Below are 18,558 nucleotides of genomic sequence, written 5' to 3' on the forward strand. Positions count from 1 at the left end.
AAACAAGTTATGAATCAGATTCGTTCTACATATTTTAAAATTTTAGAATATTCGATTATTGTTTTTATAGGAGTCCTGGGTTGTATTAAGCCTAGTTCCGGTAAATTTCCGCCATTATTCTTATCTTCCGTGACTCCATATACTCCTGCCGATTTGGGTATCGAAACCCCGGTGGCGGATTCTCCTTTAGCAACGTTACCCGCTATTTCAGACAAGGAACGAGAATCTATTGAAGAAGCGTTTCGTTTAATGAACGAAAATGGTCAACTAGATCAGAAATTTGTAAAGGAATCTTCTATAGCTTCCAGAGACTTACTTTTTAATCGCCCGTTATCCGATGCCGAATTAGAAGCAAAGGTAGAAGCGGAATTGAAAGGTCAATCTTATCCGACTCCTACATATGGTACTGAACAACAAATTCTTCTTCAAGAAAGTCAGGCTGCAGACGTTTTTTACGATAGGGTGGAAACTGATCTTCCTAATATGACGGTCCCTCAGCTGATCAAAGTCCGAGAAAACTTTACCTTAAGCTTGGTTATGATTCGGTTTATGATCGATTATGGAAATACTCCTAACGGAATTCCTGCTTCTTTTTTAATTATGGCCCGCGAGAAGGCGGTGGCGATCCGCCAAAAAGTAAACTTAGAACTCATAAAACGTGGTGTTAAATCCTTATGATTGACCGCTTTGTTCAGACATATTTAAAAAAATGAATATTCCAGAGGGAGTCCTATGCTAAAAAAAATCTTATATTTAATTCTTATCTCTTACTTAAATCTTAACTGCGATTACTCGCAGGGGACTTCAACGAGTGATTATCATAACGAGTTTATGTTAGAATATTCGATTTTCTTTATACTTCCCAATCTTGATCTCAATCAATATTGCCCACCCACAGAGGAAATTCCAATCTTAGAACCCGGAACTTATACAAGATATATGTCGGAAGGGGATACGTATATTTTTGATAATAGGGCTAGGTTTCAACAATCAGCTCCAGCGGGAGAGGAAAGGATATTTACCTTTATAATTCAGGAGAATCCAGGACAAGAAGTTAGACTTACGACTCCTAAGTGTGGGACGAGTTCTATAGAATTTAAAGCAGATAATGACTCTGGATTGCCAGGGCAACTTGAAAATGTATTTATAAGTTTACAAACTCCTCCGCTCCCGCCGCAAAGATCAGATTTTTTTATAAAACTGACTACAATTTTCGGACAAGGGAATGTCACTTTTACGACACCAGCATCCCCAGACTTTAAAGATGCACATTGATATTATGAAATAATAAAATACTTATAGGTTTTTATGTTAAAAAAAATCTTATATTTAATTCTTATCTCTTACTTAAATCTTTACTGTGATTATTTACAGGGGACTTCAACCAGTGATTATCATAATGAATTTATGTTAGAATATTCGGTTTTCTTTATCCTTCCCAATCTTGATTTCAATCAATATTGTCCGCCCACGGAGGAAATTCCAATCTTAGAACCCGGAACTTATACAAGATATATGTCGGAAGGGGATACGTATATTTTTGATAATAGAGCTAGGTTTCAACAATCAGCTCCGTCAGGTGAGAGAAGATATTTTACATTTACAATTCAAGAAAATCCAGGACAAGAAATGAAACTCACAACTCCCGAATGTGGAAATAGTTCTGATGAATTTAAAGCGGATGATGATTCTGGATTACCAGGACAATTTGAAACACTAAGTATTGCTTTATTAACACCACCTCTGCCTGTAAAGAGATTTCGATTTTTTACAAAACTAAAAGCCGTAACTGGCTCAGGAATTATTACTTTTACAACTCCAAGTGCGCCAGATCCTCCACAATGAATATAAGGAATGAAATTATGAAAATATTTAATAAAAAACAAACTTTCATTATCGGATTACTTTTGAGCTTAAGTTATCCGATTTTTGCAGACAAAAATAGTTTTAAGTTTTGGTTTCCGGATACAAACCATACATACGATCATCTAGTTAAAGATACAAATTGTAATACACAATTCAATAACAATGATCCAGAATCTTTTGAACCTAATAAAACGTTTCTTACAATGTATGGAGATAGTCTGGGAGATTTTATAGATGAACCTGCTTACGGATATTTCGGTTGGGATCAATATCTAACTTTGATGAACTTTAGTGTAGAATGGAATGTGCAGAACCTAGCCATAGGAGGATATACAACAAAAAGTATATATGATTTTATTACAGCATGCACAGATAGATACGAGAGGCGTATCAATTTTAAAACGGCACCTAATGTAGCATTTGAAATCGGAGGAAACGACTTTTGGCGCAATGCACTTCTTTTAACTGCCATGCCTTGGAAGTTTAGTTCCGTAGTCGGTCGTGTAGCTTTTAATACTAAATCGATTCTGTATCAATTGAGAAATCCAAGACGGAATAAAGACATTTTGGTCATGGGAAATTTTCCAAATCTATCTTATAGTCCTACATTAGGAAATATGAATCAATATTTTTCTCCGATGGCCACTCAACCGGATAGTGGCTTTAGTTATAATATGAGTCAGCTACAATCTGAACAAAAAAATGCAATGCGTGAGGAAGAAGAAGCTGCTGTTTTAGCTCTGTTGCCTCCAACAGGATGGATTACCTTACTTTATATGCCGATTGATTTAGATCGTTTGCATACTGAATTTGTAGAATCAATCCTTTATATTAAGGAGACTTACAATCGAGTTATAGTAAACCTAGAAATTCAAACCGGAATTGAAGAATTGGATAGACTTCGTACACAGATCAAAAACGCGGGTACGTCGCCCACCATGCAAGACGATTGGTACTCTCTCTGGTTACACAGAGTGAAAAACAATGTCAGTATGGTGACTAGTTTAGGAATGTATTTTTCTCAAGGGGCTATTGAACAAGCGGTACAAGAAGTAAATGGTAGATACGGGAAAGTACATTTTTTACCTTTGTATCATCTTTTTATACGCAAAAGAGATTGTTTTGAGTTTGGTCAATGTTGGGTAGCAAATCCTTGGTTGTATCAGGATCAGATAGGACATTTAAATTATATTGGATATACCGTATGGGCGGGGGCTTTGTCCTCAAAGGTGATTGAACTAGATTGGCATAATTCTTTAAGAAACGGTCCGCCACATTACAACGGAGCGGTTTCTATTCCTGGGGACGATACTGTGGTTGTTGCTCTGCCGGAAGAACAGCCACCACAAAACGTAGAAGTGGAGGAATGGCCGATTGATTTTTGGATATTGGTTTGTATTTTTACCGGAAAATGTTGGTGATTCCCAAACAAATACGGCCTTTATATTTATTTATTTTTAGTATATTATTTATTTTTTGTATTCAAGAAAATGAATCTAATCCTAGTCTGCAATTGGTGCTTGTTCAATCTCAGTTGCAGGTCTTGGCAAAATATGAAATTCCAGAAATCAGAGCTTGTCTTGTCAATACTCTAGTTTTTGGGAAAATGGTTACTACTTGCTACGAAATCGAAAAAGAATTTTGTAATTTAGATTTTTTTAATAATATTAAAACACCTGTAGTTTTGCAAAATAGGAGGGACGATTTAACATTTATTAGTATTAACTTTCCGAATTGTGCGTCCGGAACCGCGCCATTGTTTCTAAAATATTCGAACTTACAAACCCCAGCTTCTATGATATGGAAAGATTCTTTCGGGTTCGATGGAGCTAATGTAGAATCGCAGTTTCAATTTACCAATCAGAGTAGCTGTAAGGATTTAAAATTGGAAACGGCCTCGTTTATAACGGGAGGATTTTCCCGTTTACTAAATTCTATGGAGTTATCTCAATTGGACGGCGTTGAGGCAGAGTTGGCCTTGATTCCTGCAACTAGTGCTGCTTGTATGAACGATTTAAATCTAAACACCGGTTTAATTTCTTTAACGCAGGGTATCAAAAGCGGAGCTTTACTAAAAGGAATTTCCTGTGCGTATCAGAGTGGTTCCGGTTTTTCGATTTGCCCTTGGAGTCTTTAGTGTATTCGAAAAATATAATTCTATGTTTATTTATTTTTTGTTTGTTGTATTGTTTCGGAGATAAGTTAGAAGAACCCAGTGAAGATTATTATATTCGATATTTATTTTTAACGACGGCGAGTTTTCCATGTTCTTCTCAAAATTATACAAGTCCTTGGAGTTTTGCGGATCCCCCAGGAGATCTCAAAGCCGGTTTTTTAAATAAACCAGGAGAGGGATTAGATTATCTAGATTTGATTTCCGGAAACGTACAAGACAACGCGACTAATGTTACATTCAATTTAACTTTGGGAAGTATTCCAAATAAAATTACACTTAGTGAAGATGTGGAAATTATAGAACCAGAATATGAATGGTCTTATATTTTTAAAGGCGAGAATTTATTGAAGATTGGAATTGTTTCCATTGGCGGGGCTATGCGGGAAATTCCGTTTCAAAATTTAGACGTTCTTGTATGGCGTAATTTGAATTTTATTGGAGGTTGCGGAAATCTTAATATACGAGATAGCTCTGTGACTTGGAGTTGTGAAAAAAATACAATTCCCCAATTGATCGAAATTGCAGAATCCAAGTTTATCTCCGTAGAAGTGAACGCTAGAAATAATGGTATTCGTTATTTCGATTGTCTTTGATTTTGCAGTAGTTCCCACATTTTAGAGTTTTTACTGTGAGATCTCGGGGTTTGTGGGAACTACTATTGGTTTCTTCAAAAAGTTGGAATGTGGGATCTCCCATAAAAAAGCTTATAAATTTTTAAACCAAACATATCTGCGAAAATTTTTGCATCTTCATAAAAACGCCATTTATGTTTAATACCATTTTTATGCGTTTCAAAGTAAAGTCTAAAAAGTGTGGAAACTTATACAGAAACTAAAATAACGTGAGTTCGACGTAAGGAGTCCATGATTCTGAAAAAATTGAAATCTGAACTTTACAGATTGATTTAAATGTGGGAACTACCACAATTTATAAAATAGAGGTTTGTAAAAATTGAATCTGTCGTATTTACTACTCGGACGCATGAATAGAATACTTGTGTTAGATTGTTTCAAAAATTTGAATATTTTAATCCTGCTTTAAAATGCAATAAATCCCGAATTTGCGCTATTTTTTAAATACCACTATTTTTTTCGTAAATTCAGCCGTTAATAACTTGGTACTATTTTCATGCGTCCGGGTAGTAAGTGTGGGAACTCTTACAAAATTTAGGTTTGTCTATAAAATGTAGGAAGTATAACAAATTACGATTTTACGAACAAATCCTAAAATTGTAGGAACTCATATTTTTAGAAAATTCTTTCTTATTTTCTAACATCGAACTTGCATAAGAATAGGATTTAAATTTTGATGATGGCCGCAAAACAGCGGCGGTTTTGTGTAAACATCTGATTGTACAATGATTTTTTTTGTATTTTATAGTAGTTCCCACAGTTTTTAAAGTTTAACTGGTAAATTCAGGATTTGTGAGAGTTCCCACATTTATTTTTTTACGAAAAAATTGACCTCAGATAAAACGGATGTCTTACATCGAATTCACTTTAAAATAACAAAAAATGCTAAAAAACTATAATCATACATATGGCAATTTTGGTGGGAATTTCATATTTTATTGAAGATTTAGAAATGATGAACTCTAAGCTTTTGACATAAGTTTAGTGTAAAGTGAAAAATTTTATGAATTAGAAGTTTAAAATATTCTTATTTAATTTAAATCGGACTTTAAAATTAAATGTCCTTTTGGCTTTATTTATATTGGTTTTAAAATCCAAGTTTAAAAAATGTGATGATCGTTTTGCGATTGCGAAAAATAGCAATATAAAAGATAAATGTTTTTAGGAAAACGATAGAGTAGTCTGACATTCTTGTGACTACTCATAACTATATAATAAAGTACCTAATATTTGCATGGAATCAGTGTTTTGTGATAAAACCAACGGTACGCAATTTTATAGAGATTAGAATAGTTGAAAAATTAATTCTCCATCGTTTCTATTTAATGGAAACGGTCGATTAAAGCAATTTTGTTAATTGAACTATGGAATTTTTCAACAACTCTATTAGTAATAACCTTCTTATAAAACACTTGATAAGGGATTCAACATGTCGGAAAGTATATTAGAAATTTTGAAAGGAAAAAAATGTGATTCCTGTGGATTTCAAACTGTAGAAACTATCATTGCTTGCACACACTGCGGAAATTCTAAAATATCTGAAATCCAATTTTCTGGAAAGGGAAAAATTTACACTTACACAGTCGTTTACGTAGGTTTCGGACATTTATCTAAAAGAGTTCCCTATGTTTTAGCAGTTGTAGAGTTGGAAGAGGGAATCAAAACGATTGGAATTTTAGAAGGAGAAGTTTTTGGGATTCCGGTGACCGAATCCGTAAAAATTGATCTTCCAGTTCGATTTCAAAGAGATGAACCAGAGATCGGGTTTATATTTAACGTGAGTTTGGCGTAAGAAAATCTGGGTGTATCCGGCTGTCACACCACAAGCCGCCGGGATCTCCGCTCGGTCAATAAATTGCATGAAAGAAACATAATATACTATTTCGTCTTAAGTTCTAAACGCAACCCGTAAAACTTAGCGAATACTTCTCTAAAGGTCTGCATTCAGGAAGCGATGTATTGAGTTCAAGAAATGAGACGCTTTAATTGAGAGAACGATGGCTTGAGTTTCCTAGAATCGATTCCTTTCATATTGTTTATAACGAACTCACGTATTCTTATTACTCGGGCGTATAAATAGAATACTTGGTTAGATTGTTTCAGAAATTTGAATGTTTGGGTTCTGCTCTAAAATGTCGTAAATCCCGAATTTGCATCATTTTTAAGTATCGCTATTTTTTTCGCAAATTCGGCTGTTAATAACTTGGTACTATCTTCATGCGTCCGAGTAGTAAATTTAAAATTCATTTATAGAGGTTTCTTGCAGTTATAAGTTTGATATAAGAAACCGAGTTTTTCATAAAAAATAAAATGTAGGAGCTCTTACCTTTAAAAGCAAAAGCTTTTACATTCTAAAGTTTTTAAACTAATCTATTTCCGAGTATAAAAAGAAATTATAACCTAACGATAGAAGTTCGGACGATTTTAAAATATGATTTTTTTAGTCACCATCCGAATTAGAAGGAAGAGCATTGGCGCCTAAGATGCCGATGATTTCGGTAGCAAAGATGATTCTAAGTTCTCTAAACCTTGAATAAATTTCTGTATTGACAAAGCTAAGATTTGTAACGAGATCGGATTTTAGAGTTGCTGATGCGTCGATTCTTCCTTGAATGAGTGATTTTAAAGTGGAAATTTTAGTTTTTACACGAGCGTCTAACGCACTATTTTGAAACTGAACTAAATAACTGAGAGATTTTGCTTCGCGATCTCCTGGATTACCAAAATAAACTAGTTCCAAACCTTCTAAAGAAGATAACAAATCTTGATACGCTGTATTACTGTAGACGGATTCCAGTTTCGTAGGATATTGAGTTGTTCCTGAAACCGTGAGGCCTGCTGGAACTCCTACTCGTACGTCTTGATTTGTATATTCTAATTGGACCAAACCGTTAATAAACGAATCGATCGCATCCTTGATACCACCGAAAGAACCTTGACCGGATGCTAATTCTTCCGCAAAATTTCCAGAAGAAGGACTCCAGGAATTTAAAAGTCTTTGCGCGTCCAGTTGAATTACGTTTGCAAGTGAAACTATATAAGCCCTTCTTCCAGCGTTTCCATTTGCAACGTTGATTGCGGCTAACGTATGTACTCCATTCCCATCGTCGAAAATAAAATATTCTAAAGCGGCAAAACCTTTTCTTGTCAGAGGGTAAGAATCTACAGTACTTATGCTCGGATTGGTGGCCGCGGCTACGGTTAAATCGTTTGGTGTGGGACGACTATTCTCATTTAAAATATAACCATCCAATCTATGAAAATAATTAGAAGGAAAATAAGACCGGTTGATATAGAAAATTTCCGATTGTTTAAAAAGTTTTCTCGCGACCAGCCATTTGGATTGAAGATCTGAGAGAGTGTTATCGTTTTGATTGGCTTGATAGGCAGAGGCGCTCGTTTTTAATTCGTCCGTTGCAGATAGAAGACGTTTGAATTGAGGAATCGCGACTTGATTGGCGGTATAATTCAAAAATTCTCCTGTACTTGCATTTGCAAATAATGCGACTAGTAAAATTTCGGTTCCTGTAATTTTCCCCAAGTCTTGACATCGTATGCCCGGTAATAAGACGGCAAGACTCAGAAAAAAAACTGTAATCCTTTTGAGGAACCAGGCCTTTCTAAAAGACATATTCGTAAATTCTAAAATTCTCATAAAGATTCCAGAAATAAAATCAACTTATCTCTATCGTCTTTTGGAAGGTTTACGAACTTATTTCTGGACGTCAAAGCCTCACCTCCGTGCCAAAGAATCGCTTCTTTATGGCCTCTCGCGCGTCCGTCGTGAAGAAGATGATTGTGGCCGTTGACCTTTTGTATAAGGCCCGTTCCCCAGAGAGGAGGAGTTCTCCATTCTGTTCCCGAAGCTTCAAAATCTTCTCTATTGTCTGCAAGATCGGGTCCCATGTCGTGTAATAAAAGATCCGTATACGGTTTGATATGTTGAAACGAAATTTCAGGAAACCCTTCCGAATATCCGGTAAAGATATGAGGTTTGTGACAAGCGTTACAACCGATTTGGGAAAAAATTTCTTTCCCTCTAACTACGTCTGGTTGAGTCCAGTTTCTTCTACCTGGAACTCCTAAGAGTTTGGTGTAAAAGGTTACTAACTCTGCGGTTCTATTGGAAATTTCAGTTCCTTCTGGATTTCCATTATTACCGGCGGGAGCGGCAAAACAGGCGGCTTGTGCACCGACACAGTTTTGATTAGGAAACAGAGGACTTGTAATTCCTATATCTCCTAAAAATGCACCTTGGTTTTGTTGGAATAAAGTGGGTTCGTTTGCCTTCCAACCAAATCTACCTAAAACTTTCTTTTGTAATTTTGCATCCCAAACTAGATTCGGTTTTCCTGATATTCCATCTCCGTCTGAATCGTTTTCATCAGCAAAAGAAAGGATCGTAGATTCCGGAATCGCTTCTAAAAGTCCGAGTCCCGGAATCATGGGAGACGTTCGAGGAGATTGATGTACAAGCGCGGGCGCTCCGAAATTCCAATTTGAAATTGTGAATGTAGGTCTTCTCAGAGAATAGGTTTCTCCATCTGGAAAACTTCCAGGTTCTTCCGCAAAGTTTACGGTAGTAGTCGCCTCAGCTTGAACTCCCGGGATTCCTCGGTTATTGATCTGAAGTCCGTAATTGTCGAGTCCAACCGGACCACCCGTAGTCGGGTCTTTTCCATCTTTGCTGACTCGAATCAACATGGTAGAAAAAACGTTACTTCCATCCGGTGGGGGAGTTCCTCTCCCGTCTTTTACGTGACAACCGTTACAGGCGGTACTGTTAAAAACCGGCCCCAGTCCGTCGGAAGCGGAATTACCTCCTTGAACCCAGGTACGATTGAAAAATGAATTTCCGCCTTGAAATTCTATGTTTCCACCTTCTCTCAAATTTGAGGCGGCGAGGTCGAAAGCATTTACCGTGGTATCAAAGGTAGTAGTGTAACCTCCGGAGTATTGTTCTCCCGGATCCATATAGGCGAGTAGTAACAACAGGATCGCCAGTTCTTGGTTGTTGTTTTTTTTATGGTCAAAAATTTTGAGGTTACACTGAGTCAATAAACAGAATAGGATTCCGATTAGAAATCCTATTTGAATTTTAGAATATACTGAAATTTTGCGGGGAATCAATATTCCCCGCGTTGAAGATCTTTTAATTTTCATTTTTTCTCATATTCATATTTTATTTTTTAACTTAAATTGAAAAGTCCGTGATAGAAATTCCTATAGTTTTTGCGGCATCGGTGATCGTCTTTTTCATTTTGTCTCCAATAAACTTTTGCACGTCAAAAAGGATTTGATATTCGTTATCCGTGTTTCTGATAATTTGATCGTATCTTCCGGTCAAAGAACCTGGTTTACAAGAGGTAGTATAATTTGGATCTGCGGTTTGTTCCGAAAGATTGATACAGAATGTGTCTCTGGCTGCAGTCGCTTGAAAACCGATTCCAGGAACGTTAAAAGTACCAAAAAGATTTTTTAAACCCGGACCCGTGGAAGTTACGGTTCCTTTTTTCAATTCGTAAGATCCGTTCCAAATGTTCAACACACTTTGTGCGTTGTAATAGAAGTCAGCTTTTGTAGTATCGCTAAAACAAGAATGTTCTTCTTCTTGTTGTCCACCAAAAGTTCCGGTAAGTCTTTCTCCTCCCCATTCGCCAGCGATGAATTTACCAAGTCCTTGAAAGATATAAGTGACCGCTGCGTCAGGATTGGATTTAAGTCCATCCGAATATCTGGCACCGTCTTCAAATTGATCTCGAATCAATTTTAGCTGAAGAACCAGTCCGTCCGTAACTGCTTTCATATAAGTTCTTCTTCTGCCTCCAACTGTTCCTGGAGAAGCTCCTGTAAGATCAGCTATATTACGTTGTCCTGAAATTTGATTGATTCCTCCGTTAAATAGATCCTGACCCCAGAGTATATATTCGATGGCGTGCCAACCGACTGTAAGCGCTGTCTCATCGTCTTGATCAACTGCGTTATTTGCACCTGCATCTCCGTTTGCAGCTAAGATGGCTGCGTAGGTTGGTTGTTGTGCAGCATTGTTATTAATATAATTATCAATCGCACTTTCGTCTAACGGCCATCCGTTGATCAGTCCTTCGCATTCTTCGTCTCCGGAACCATCCGCATTACTTCCGCAACCTAAAATGTCTACGTTGTCTATCGGTCCAGATGAAAAACGAAATGCTTCCGTAGTTAAATAAGAAGCTCTTGCTACTACGTATAAATTTTTAAGATTGATATGATCCGCTGCGGTCGGGTTGTTATTGGCGGCAAAGGCTGTAACTGCGGTCTGAAAAGCGACTGCGTCTTTATAACTCTGATCGTAGGATTCGTAGCCGAGTTGAAGATAACGATCTACGACTTGAGCTCTTGTCGCAGTGGGTTGGAATAAAGTCATCAATAAGGCTAAACGTTCTGAGTCGTTGTTTGCTTCTGATTTACAATTTGAGAAAAGAAACGATACAACGATCCAAAGTAGAAGATAGTGTGTGATTTTTTTTAGATTCATTCAAATTTCCTGAAAGTTTTCAAAAAAGATCCCGGAAGAGGGCCGTTGCCCGCAACCGGGGAATTTTCGATGAACTGGTTGTTATGATATTGATACTAATTCTCAATATCAGATTTCCTGTCAACTCAAAATAATTCATCAGGGTGGATTTGTGGGAACTCATACAAAAATTTTTCCAATCAAAGTGAGTTGTTACAGATGTCACAAAAAATTTTTGCACCAAATCGTTGTTTTGCGGTTATCCTCAAATTTAAAATTCATTTTTGTAGAGGTTCTCTGGAACAAAAGTAAAAAACTCTTCTCAAAAACGTTTACAATAAAATTACGTTTTAAATCATCAAAAATACGCATAACGTGTGCCTAAAACAATTCACAAAACTAAAAGTTTGATTTTCTAAATTTTAAAAGACGGAATCTATTAAAACAAAGATTAAAGTTCAAACGTGGCACCTACGTTGATTTGGCGGAATGGACCGACTTGAATTCCTTCCGGAAGACGACCTGAAATGTAACGAACGTCCGCCAAGTTTTTACCTGTTATAAAAAGGCTCCAACGTTTGATAGGATCCTTGTATCCTAAGGAACAATTGATCAGTTCGTATGCGGGGATTACGCCGGTTTCGCCGGAACTATTAGAAGTAATATTCAAATATTGTAATACTTTTTTACCAAGAGGATCGGTGATGGAATCTGCCCAATAAACGGTTCTGGTATTTGAGTCGTCATGATACTGGGAGGAAAAATATTGATATTCTACTCTTGCATAAAAACCTTTTGGATGAATAAAACCAATTGCTAAAGTTGCAGTGTCTTTAGAGACATACGGAACGTAATTTCCGTTTTTATCTTTTTGAGTAACTACAAAATCGAGAAGAGATTGATCCGCTGTAATTTTAGAAGTGTCTATGGAATACTGGTTCATTCTCGCGTCTGCTCTTGTGTAAATCAGATCGATTGGAAGTTTAAAAGAAGAGTCGAACAATTGGGCCGGATCGAAAGTAACGTTAGTTTCCACACCTCTACTGTAAGTTCTGCCACCGTTTTTAGCTGAAGAAGCGGAATCGTTACCGGAAGTAGAAGAAGTGATGATGATCTGATTGATATAGTTTAGGTTAAAGTAAGTAATCTGAGCATTTAAGTATTTTGTAATATCTCCTCTAAAACCGGTTTCGTAATTATAGGAATATTCCGGGTCGATTCGATTTACGATTCCTGAATTATTCAATGCGTCTTGGTATCTAGGTGGAGAAAAACCTTTGTGAGCTCCTGCAAACCAAGTCAAATCTTTGAACCAGTTTGCGTTTTTACGAATATCGTATGTAAGACCAAGTCCTGGAATTACTACGTGATAGGTATGTTTACTTCCTTTGTCCACTTCTTGAGAAGGAGAGTTTGGATCTGGTTGATTGGTCACTGGGTCAATGGTTTGTTGACGGAGGATCGTTCTATTTTGTGTAAACATTTCGTAACGAATTCCTGGAATTACGGAAAACCTATTCTGGAATTGAAAACTGTTCTGAGCAAAACCTGCAAGTGACTTGGTATTATTGACTTCGTGATCTCTTACGTTTCCTGATTTTGCAAGAGAATATTCAGAGGAAGCAACTCCGGTAGGTGGATTGTTAAAACCGTTACCAAAGATCGCATAATCGGGAGTAGGTGGCCCGTCCAGATATTTGATGTCTGCGGTTTCGTAGTGATAACGAAGTCCAGCATCTAGTTGGTTTTTAATTCCTAAAAATTGATAGTCTTGTTGATAGCGAGATTCCGCTCCTACAAAACGATAAGAACGATTTCTATGACCCACACTATCTAACATATAAACCGTATCACCTGGACGATTTACAAAAGGTTCTGTATCGTACGATTTAATTACGTTAGACGGAATTGTATTAAAGTTGGAACCTGTGTTTCTAAGGTAATTTTGTCTTGCCCAATTTCTTTCTGTATAAGCGGAGTAAACTTTGGTTACGAGTTTAGAATGATCTGTAAGTTTCCATTCGTGACCTATATCACCCGAGTATCTTTCTAATTTTCGGTTATCCTGTTCCGCAAAATTAGAAGAAGAATGGTTCCAAAATTGAGCCGTGGTAAGACCTAAATAAGTCATATTTGCGTCTTGTGCGGTTGCAAGAAATTTAGAAGTAAGAGTATGTTTGTCGTTTAAATCGGTGACGGACTTAAATGAAAATTCGTGAATTCGAAAACTTTGATGTTCTCTAAATCCATCTCCTTGTTTTCTAAGAATTGAAATGTCGATTCCTGTATTTCCGAAAGTTCCGCCGTAAGAAACTTGAGAAGAAAAAAAACCGTAAGATCCTCCTTGAACGGAAACGGAAAGCATAGGATCTTTGGGTGGACGTTTTGTGATGAAGTTTACTACTCCTCCGATTGTAGAAGGCCCAAAAAGAATTGCCCCTGAACCTTTGACTACTTCTATTCTCTCCATACGATCTATGTTAGGTGTGTAGTATTGTTCTGGTGCGGAGTAGGGGTTCAGAGAAGTGAAAACTCCATCTTCTAAAATGAGTACTTTTCTTCCGAGGTCGTTATTTACTCCTCTAAATCCAAGGTTTAAAATTAAACCAGTATCTTGGTAACGGATTGAGGCGCCTGGAATTCTTCTTAAAACCTCCATTGAGTCTACAGGTTTGGTCTGTTCCAAAAATTCCTTTTCAATGACTGTGGCAGACCCAGGAATTCTTTTAAGGTCTGTTTTTCGTTTTCCTATTACTGAAATGGTTCCTTGATTCCATTTTTCTTTTTCGGTTTCTTCTCCGTTGGAAGAAGTTTCAGAAAGGATTGGTTTGTTTGTTTCTTCTGATTGTGCTGGAACTTCCCAAGAAAAAAGAAGAAATAGAAAAATACAAAGAGGCAAAGCGGATCTATGTTTCATTTTGAGTTTCAATTTTGAAAATGATTCTCAATATTTGTTGGTGGTCTTTAGAGTCAAGGGAGAATGATTTGAAATTGTTTCTTTTTGAGAGAAAAATTCTAAAAAATCAGATTTAGAGAATGAAAGGAAAGTTTTTCTGTTATATAGACCGAATAAGATTGGTTTGTGAAAGTTCGTTTTTCTCCAAAGTAAAATTAGATGTGGGAACTACCACGATTTATAAAATAAAAATCTATATCAATTGAAACTGTCGTATTCAATTGCGGGAACTCACGCAAACTTAGGTTTGTCTATAAAATGATGTGGGAACTACAGCAAATCAAGATTTTACGAACAAATTCTAAAATTGTAGGAACTCTTATCTTTAGAAAATTTTTCTCAACCAGAACTCACGTTAAACATTAAAATGGAATTTAAATTTTGATGATGGCCGCAAAACAGCTGTTTTGTGCAAAAAATCTGATTGGACAATGATTCTTTTTATATTTCATAGTAGTTCCCACAATTTTCAAAGTTTAACTAGTAAATCTACAATTTGCGAGAGTTCCCATAGATTTAGTCGTATAATAAATTTTTAAATATTCACTTTTTATGATTTGAGTTGGGGAGTTTCCTATTTATTTTTTTATGGAAAAATCAGGTTTTTATAAAACGAATCGAATTTTTTATACTAAACTCACTTTATTTTTAGTTTTTCAAGACTGAAAAGAGTGGTGATGACATGCCCCCGATTTTTAGAATCTAACTGTAAAATATAAATTCGCAGAAGGAGTTCCCACACGATTGTGTCTAACTGTAAAATTTAAATCTTAATTGGGAAAAAATTTATTTTTAAAATATAGGAACATTTAATGTCGATTAGGTGTAAAAATTTTGTTTCTTAAGGGTTGTTTTTTATTGTACCTACTCAAAACCAGATAACACAGTGCTCAGTATTTTGTACTAAAACAAGACTTTGCAGTAAAATTTACGGTACTTACTACTCGGACGCATGAAAATAGTACCAAATTATTAACGGCCTAATTTACGAAAAACTAGGGGTACTTAAGAAATACCGCAAATTCGGGATTTACGGCATTTTAAAGCAAGATCAAAATATTCAAATTTTTGAAACAATCTAATACAAGTATTCTATTCATGCGTCCGAGTAGTAATTTTATAAAGATCAGTAATAGGACCAATTCAGATAAGATTTTTAACAACTAAATATTCTAAATCGCATAAAATGATCGTAAATAGGTTTCAAACCGAAAATTCGGTCCTTAAAATTTCAAATTCAAAATTTTTTATTCTCAATCTAAAAACTTAATCAAAACAAAAACATACAAGTGTTATAATTTAATAATTTTAAATATTCTAGAATTGTGTTGTAACTGGGTAAAAACGGAACCAACCCAATTCTGAAAATATAGGAGGAATATCAAATGAAATATAAACAAAAGTTTGGATTTGAGAAAGTGAAAATATTTTTTCTTTATTTAGTGGTTTTTCTAAATTTTTTTCTACAAGGTTGTAAAGATGGCGGTGGATCAACGTTCGGCGTAGAGTATTGGTTGGGAATGTTAAATTCGGTTCCGATGGATCCAAAGGCAGTCATGGAAAGTCAACTTTCTTCAAATGGTACTATAAACTTTGTCCGATTCAATTCAGACCTTGTTCCATACAGTAGAAGTCAAGCTTCGGAGGTTTTGAAAACGTATCTACAAATTCCTACCGAATATACACCTAAACTTGTACGTTCAAACGAATCTAACGGACAGGTTTTGGATCGTTTTCAACAATATTATAAAGGTATAAAGGTCGAAAATAAAATCTACACCGTAGTATCCAAAGATAATCGAATCGAGTTTATGGGAGGTGATTTTTCTGGGATCGAACAAGATTTAAACATAACTCCGAACTTATCTAAAGAAGACGCCTTATCAAAGGCGTTAGTTCATTTTGGTGCAAAAAAATATCTTTGGGAATCGCCTGAAAGAGAAGATAGACTTCGTTCCATTAAAGGAGATTCGAAGGCGACTTACTTTCCTAAAGGAGAATTGATCGTATACAATCGAGCTGAATCAAATCTTAAAAATGAATATCGTCTAACGTATAAGTTCGGAATTTCTTCTTTAGAACCGCCGAGTTCAAAATACGTTTATGTGGACGCTCGTTCTGGAGAGATTCTGGCGAGCAGAGATGCCAGACGCTTTGAAACTCAGCCTGGTGATGGCGGGGGAGGTACTACGCCACTGCCACCGCCCACGGATTTAGGAATTTGTTTTCCGGATCCAACACCTTGTATCAAAAATGCAACGGCTAAAACTCGATTTAGCGGATATAAGACAATCACAACCTGGACAGCAAGAGAAGAAAATCATTACGAGCTTAAGGATTATTCCAGAGGTAAAGGAATTATCACTTATTCTTGGGAGTTTGTAGATTTAGGCATTTTAGGCGTTCAACTTCAGAACATACCTATGATCGATTCTGATAATTATTGGTCTGCGAGCGAATATCATGACGACTATAATCATGATGCGGTATTGGATGCGCATTGGGGCGCGGAAAAGACCTACGATTATTTTAAGACGGTTCACAATCATTCGGGATATGACAGAGACGGCGCCAAGGTAATCGGTAACGTTCATGCGTATGGCTTCGCTAATAATGCTCATTGGGATCCAATAACCGAGGAGATTTATTATTATTACTGTCCTCCGGAAAGTCTTTGTGCAACTGTTTATACAAGTCCTGGACAGATAGATCCTCAATATGATGATACTACTTCTCTTGATTTCGTATCTCATGAGTTTGGACATGGACTAAGCGCATATACTTCCGAATTAGGATATAGTCGTGGACCAGGAGCTTTGAACGAAGGTTTTTCGGATATTTGGAATATAGTCGTAAATCATTACGTAAATAAGATTCACGCAATGAATAAGAATATTTGGTTGTTTGGTGATGAGACTCGCCCATCGGGTGGTATACGCTCCGCTTCCAATCCAAAATCCACTACGGTTAAGTATCCGGGACCGAATACATATAAAGGAGAATTGTGGGATTTTAGTGATGTAGACGTTCACAGGAACAGTAACGTTTTAAGCCATTGGTTCTATATACTCTCCAATGGAAAACAAGGAATCAATGATATTTGGTGTGAATACAATACTTCCGGTATCAGCATTGAGAAGGCGGAAAAAATAGCCTATTCATCATCATTGTATCTCTGGCCTACCGCTGAGTACCCTGATGTAAGATCAGCGAGTATCATGGCATCCAAGTATTTATACGGATCGTTTTCGCAGGAAGTAAAAAGTACAATCGACGCTTGGGATGCGGTAGGAGTGCCGGCAAATACCAGTTCACGCGGTGGTGCAGGAATGAAGCCGGATTATTATATTACTTCGGTAAAACTTTCAGAGATGGAAAGAAATTCCGGGAACGATTGCGGATATAAAGACAGTACCTATCTAAATCAAACCATATATAAGGGTTTTACATATACGATTCGGTTGTCTAGTCGAGGAGATTCGATTATCAATATGCCGTCCAGAACACATAAATGGAGGGTATGGATCGATTTCGATCGGAACGGAACGTTTAACAATTCTGTTAATTCGACTGAGCTAGTTGCTGAGGGAACGATTTCTTCTTATAACGGAGGAATAATTCAAAAAACTTTCACAATTCCTGCGGATGCTTTGACTGGGACTACTAGAATGCGCGTTTCGATGAAGGCGGCGACCGGTGCAGAGACATATCCTCGTCCGGATGAAAAATTTATCCAAGGAGAAGTAGAAGACTATATGGTTACGATTCGCCCATTTATTGTTCTTTAAGAATAGGTTATTGTAGTCAGATGAGAAAGGCATTTTGGTAATCTAATTCCAATTAGAAGAAAGATCATTTCAATAGTTTTCGTAAAGGACCGATCGAATCAAAATCGATTATCGATCGGTTCGTAATTCTTTCTCTTTTTCTAAAAACCATCTCGAAGTTATTTTATTTTTAAATGTAGTTCTTGATCATTTTTGAGATGTTTATATTTAAGTATTTTATAATATTTAAAATTAATTTAATTCTGCGTAATAGAAACTAGGATTTTTTTTAAGGGTAAAAGTTATTTCATTTATGAAAATGATTGATCTCAGTTGTTTAATTTTCAAGACTAAAAATAGTGGTAGCATTGACATGTTCCTGTTTTTAATGCCTAACTATAAAATATAAACTGGTGGGAGTAGCTTCTACAAATTAAGTTACTTAAATAACGTAAGTTCGACGTAAGGAATCTATGGTTCATTTTTCTAAAAAAGTTGTGATCTCGATTCCTAAAATGTGGGAACTCCCGCAAATCCCGATTTTACGAACAAATTCTAAAATTGTTAGGAGCTCATACTTTTAGAAAATTCTTTCTTGTTTTCTTGCGCCTTGCTTACGTTAAATAGCTAATTTATCATTAGAGTTGTTGAAAAATTCCATAGTT

12 protein-coding genes are annotated in these 18,558 nt (G+C 36.3%); 8 read left to right on the forward strand and 4 right to left on the reverse strand.

Translation table 11 applies throughout. The annotated features are described in order from the left end of the window. Positions 1 to 9 precede the first annotated feature (9 nt). The 7 genes from BW942_RS13040 to BW942_RS13080 all read left to right on the forward strand — a co-directional run bounded on the left by BW942_RS13040 (position 10) and on the right by BW942_RS13080 (position 6,466). Positions 10 to 678 (forward strand): LA_3478 family PerA/PerB upregulated protein, encoded by a 669-nt coding sequence (locus tag BW942_RS13040; RefSeq protein WP_001071893.1) that lies wholly within the window; start codon positions 10 to 12, stop codon positions 676 to 678. Positions 679 to 732: 54 nt separating this feature from the next. Next, a complete protein-coding gene (locus BW942_RS13045; RefSeq protein ID WP_000913838.1) occupies positions 733 to 1,275 on the forward strand; it encodes an LIC_10705 family lipoprotein in 543 nt (180 codons plus the stop codon). A gap of 33 nt (positions 1,276 to 1,308) precedes the next feature. After that, the gene (locus BW942_RS13050) at positions 1,309 to 1,845 is read left to right on the forward strand and encodes an LIC_10705 family lipoprotein (RefSeq protein ID WP_000913842.1); all 537 of its coding nucleotides are present in this window, start codon (positions 1,309 to 1,311) and stop codon (positions 1,843 to 1,845) included. Continuing rightward, positions 1,842 to 3,287 (forward strand): LIC10707 family hydrolase, encoded by a 1,446-nt coding sequence (locus BW942_RS13055; protein ID WP_001026249.1) that lies wholly within the window; start codon positions 1,842 to 1,844, stop codon positions 3,285 to 3,287. Before BW942_RS13050 ends, BW942_RS13055 begins: the two co-directional genes overlap by 4 nt. Continuing rightward, entirely contained in the window at positions 3,278 to 4,003 is a 726-nt protein-coding gene (locus BW942_RS13060) for an LA_1694 family PerA/PerB upregulated protein (RefSeq protein WP_000960241.1), read from the forward strand. Before BW942_RS13055 ends, BW942_RS13060 begins: the two co-directional genes overlap by 10 nt. Then, positions 4,003 to 4,635 carry a hypothetical protein gene (locus tag BW942_RS13065; protein WP_000287028.1) on the forward strand — a complete coding sequence of 211 codons (633 nt, stop codon included), beginning with the start codon at positions 4,003 to 4,005 and terminating at the stop codon, positions 4,633 to 4,635. The genes BW942_RS13060 and BW942_RS13065 overlap by 1 nt, the downstream gene beginning before the upstream one ends. Positions 4,636 to 6,103: 1,468 nt before the next feature. Beyond that, positions 6,104 to 6,466 carry a Zn-ribbon domain-containing OB-fold protein gene (locus BW942_RS13080; RefSeq protein ID WP_000004301.1) on the forward strand — a complete coding sequence of 121 codons (363 nt, stop codon included), beginning with the start codon at positions 6,104 to 6,106 and terminating at the stop codon, positions 6,464 to 6,466. Positions 6,467 to 7,114: 648 nt separating this feature from the next. On the opposite strand, the gene BW942_RS13085 is transcribed toward BW942_RS13080, so the two are convergent. From BW942_RS13085 to BW942_RS13110, 4 genes are all read right to left on the reverse strand, one after another. Continuing rightward, complete coding sequence (locus tag BW942_RS13085; protein WP_001221057.1) at positions 7,115 to 8,329, reverse strand: imelysin family protein; 1,215 nt, start codon at positions 8,327 to 8,329, stop codon at positions 7,115 to 7,117. Continuing rightward, positions 8,326 to 9,837 carry a di-heme oxidoreductase family protein gene (locus BW942_RS13090; protein WP_000695170.1) on the reverse strand — a complete coding sequence of 504 codons (1,512 nt, stop codon included), beginning with the start codon at positions 9,835 to 9,837 and terminating at the stop codon, positions 8,326 to 8,328. The genes BW942_RS13085 and BW942_RS13090 overlap by 4 nt, the downstream gene beginning before the upstream one ends. A 31-nt stretch (positions 9,838 to 9,868) precedes the next feature. Beyond that, complete coding sequence (gene lruB / locus BW942_RS13095) at positions 9,869 to 11,191, reverse strand: imelysin LruB (RefSeq protein ID WP_001049563.1); 1,323 nt, start codon at positions 11,189 to 11,191, stop codon at positions 9,869 to 9,871. Positions 11,192 to 11,621: 430 nt separating this feature from the next. Next, positions 11,622 to 14,087, reverse strand: coding sequence for a TonB-dependent receptor family protein (locus BW942_RS13110; protein WP_001983065.1), 2,466 nt, complete (start codon positions 14,085 to 14,087; stop codon positions 11,622 to 11,624). A gap of 1,424 nt (positions 14,088 to 15,511) precedes the next feature. Between BW942_RS13110 and BW942_RS13115 the strand changes: the two genes are divergently transcribed. Beyond that, positions 15,512 to 17,914 carry a M4 family metalopeptidase thermolysin gene (locus BW942_RS13115; protein WP_000875705.1) on the forward strand — a complete coding sequence of 801 codons (2,403 nt, stop codon included), beginning with the start codon at positions 15,512 to 15,514 and terminating at the stop codon, positions 17,912 to 17,914. Positions 17,915 to 18,558: the final 644 nt, after the last annotated feature.

It is taken from the genome of Leptospira interrogans (genome assembly GCF_900156205.1).
In the GTDB taxonomy this organism is placed as follows: Bacteria; Spirochaetota; Leptospiria; order Leptospirales; family Leptospiraceae; genus Leptospira; species Leptospira interrogans.

Coding starts and splice junctions, on each gene's coding strand:
- BW942_RS13040 (WP_001071893.1), top strand. CDS start 10: ATGAATCAGATTCGTTCTACATATTTTAAAATTTTAGAATATTCGATT.
- BW942_RS13045 (WP_000913838.1), top strand. CDS start 733: ATGCTAAAAAAAATCTTATATTTAATTCTTATCTCTTACTTAAATCTT.
- lruB (WP_001049563.1), bottom strand. CDS start 11,191: ATGAATCTAAAAAAAATCACACACTATCTTCTACTTTGGATCGTTGTA.
- BW942_RS13110 (WP_001983065.1), bottom strand. CDS start 14,087: ATGAAACATAGATCCGCTTTGCCTCTTTGTATTTTTCTATTTCTTCTT.
- BW942_RS13050 (WP_000913842.1), top strand. CDS start 1,309: ATGTTAAAAAAAATCTTATATTTAATTCTTATCTCTTACTTAAATCTT.
- BW942_RS13115 (WP_000875705.1), top strand. CDS start 15,512: ATGAAATATAAACAAAAGTTTGGATTTGAGAAAGTGAAAATATTTTTT.
- BW942_RS13060 (WP_000960241.1), top strand. CDS start 3,278: ATGTTGGTGATTCCCAAACAAATACGGCCTTTATATTTATTTATTTTT.
- BW942_RS13080 (WP_000004301.1), top strand. CDS start 6,104: ATGTCGGAAAGTATATTAGAAATTTTGAAAGGAAAAAAATGTGATTCC.
- BW942_RS13090 (WP_000695170.1), bottom strand. CDS start 9,837: ATGAAAATTAAAAGATCTTCAACGCGGGGAATATTGATTCCCCGCAAA.
- BW942_RS13085 (WP_001221057.1), bottom strand. CDS start 8,329: ATGAGAATTTTAGAATTTACGAATATGTCTTTTAGAAAGGCCTGGTTC.
- BW942_RS13055 (WP_001026249.1), top strand. CDS start 1,842: ATGAATATAAGGAATGAAATTATGAAAATATTTAATAAAAAACAAACT.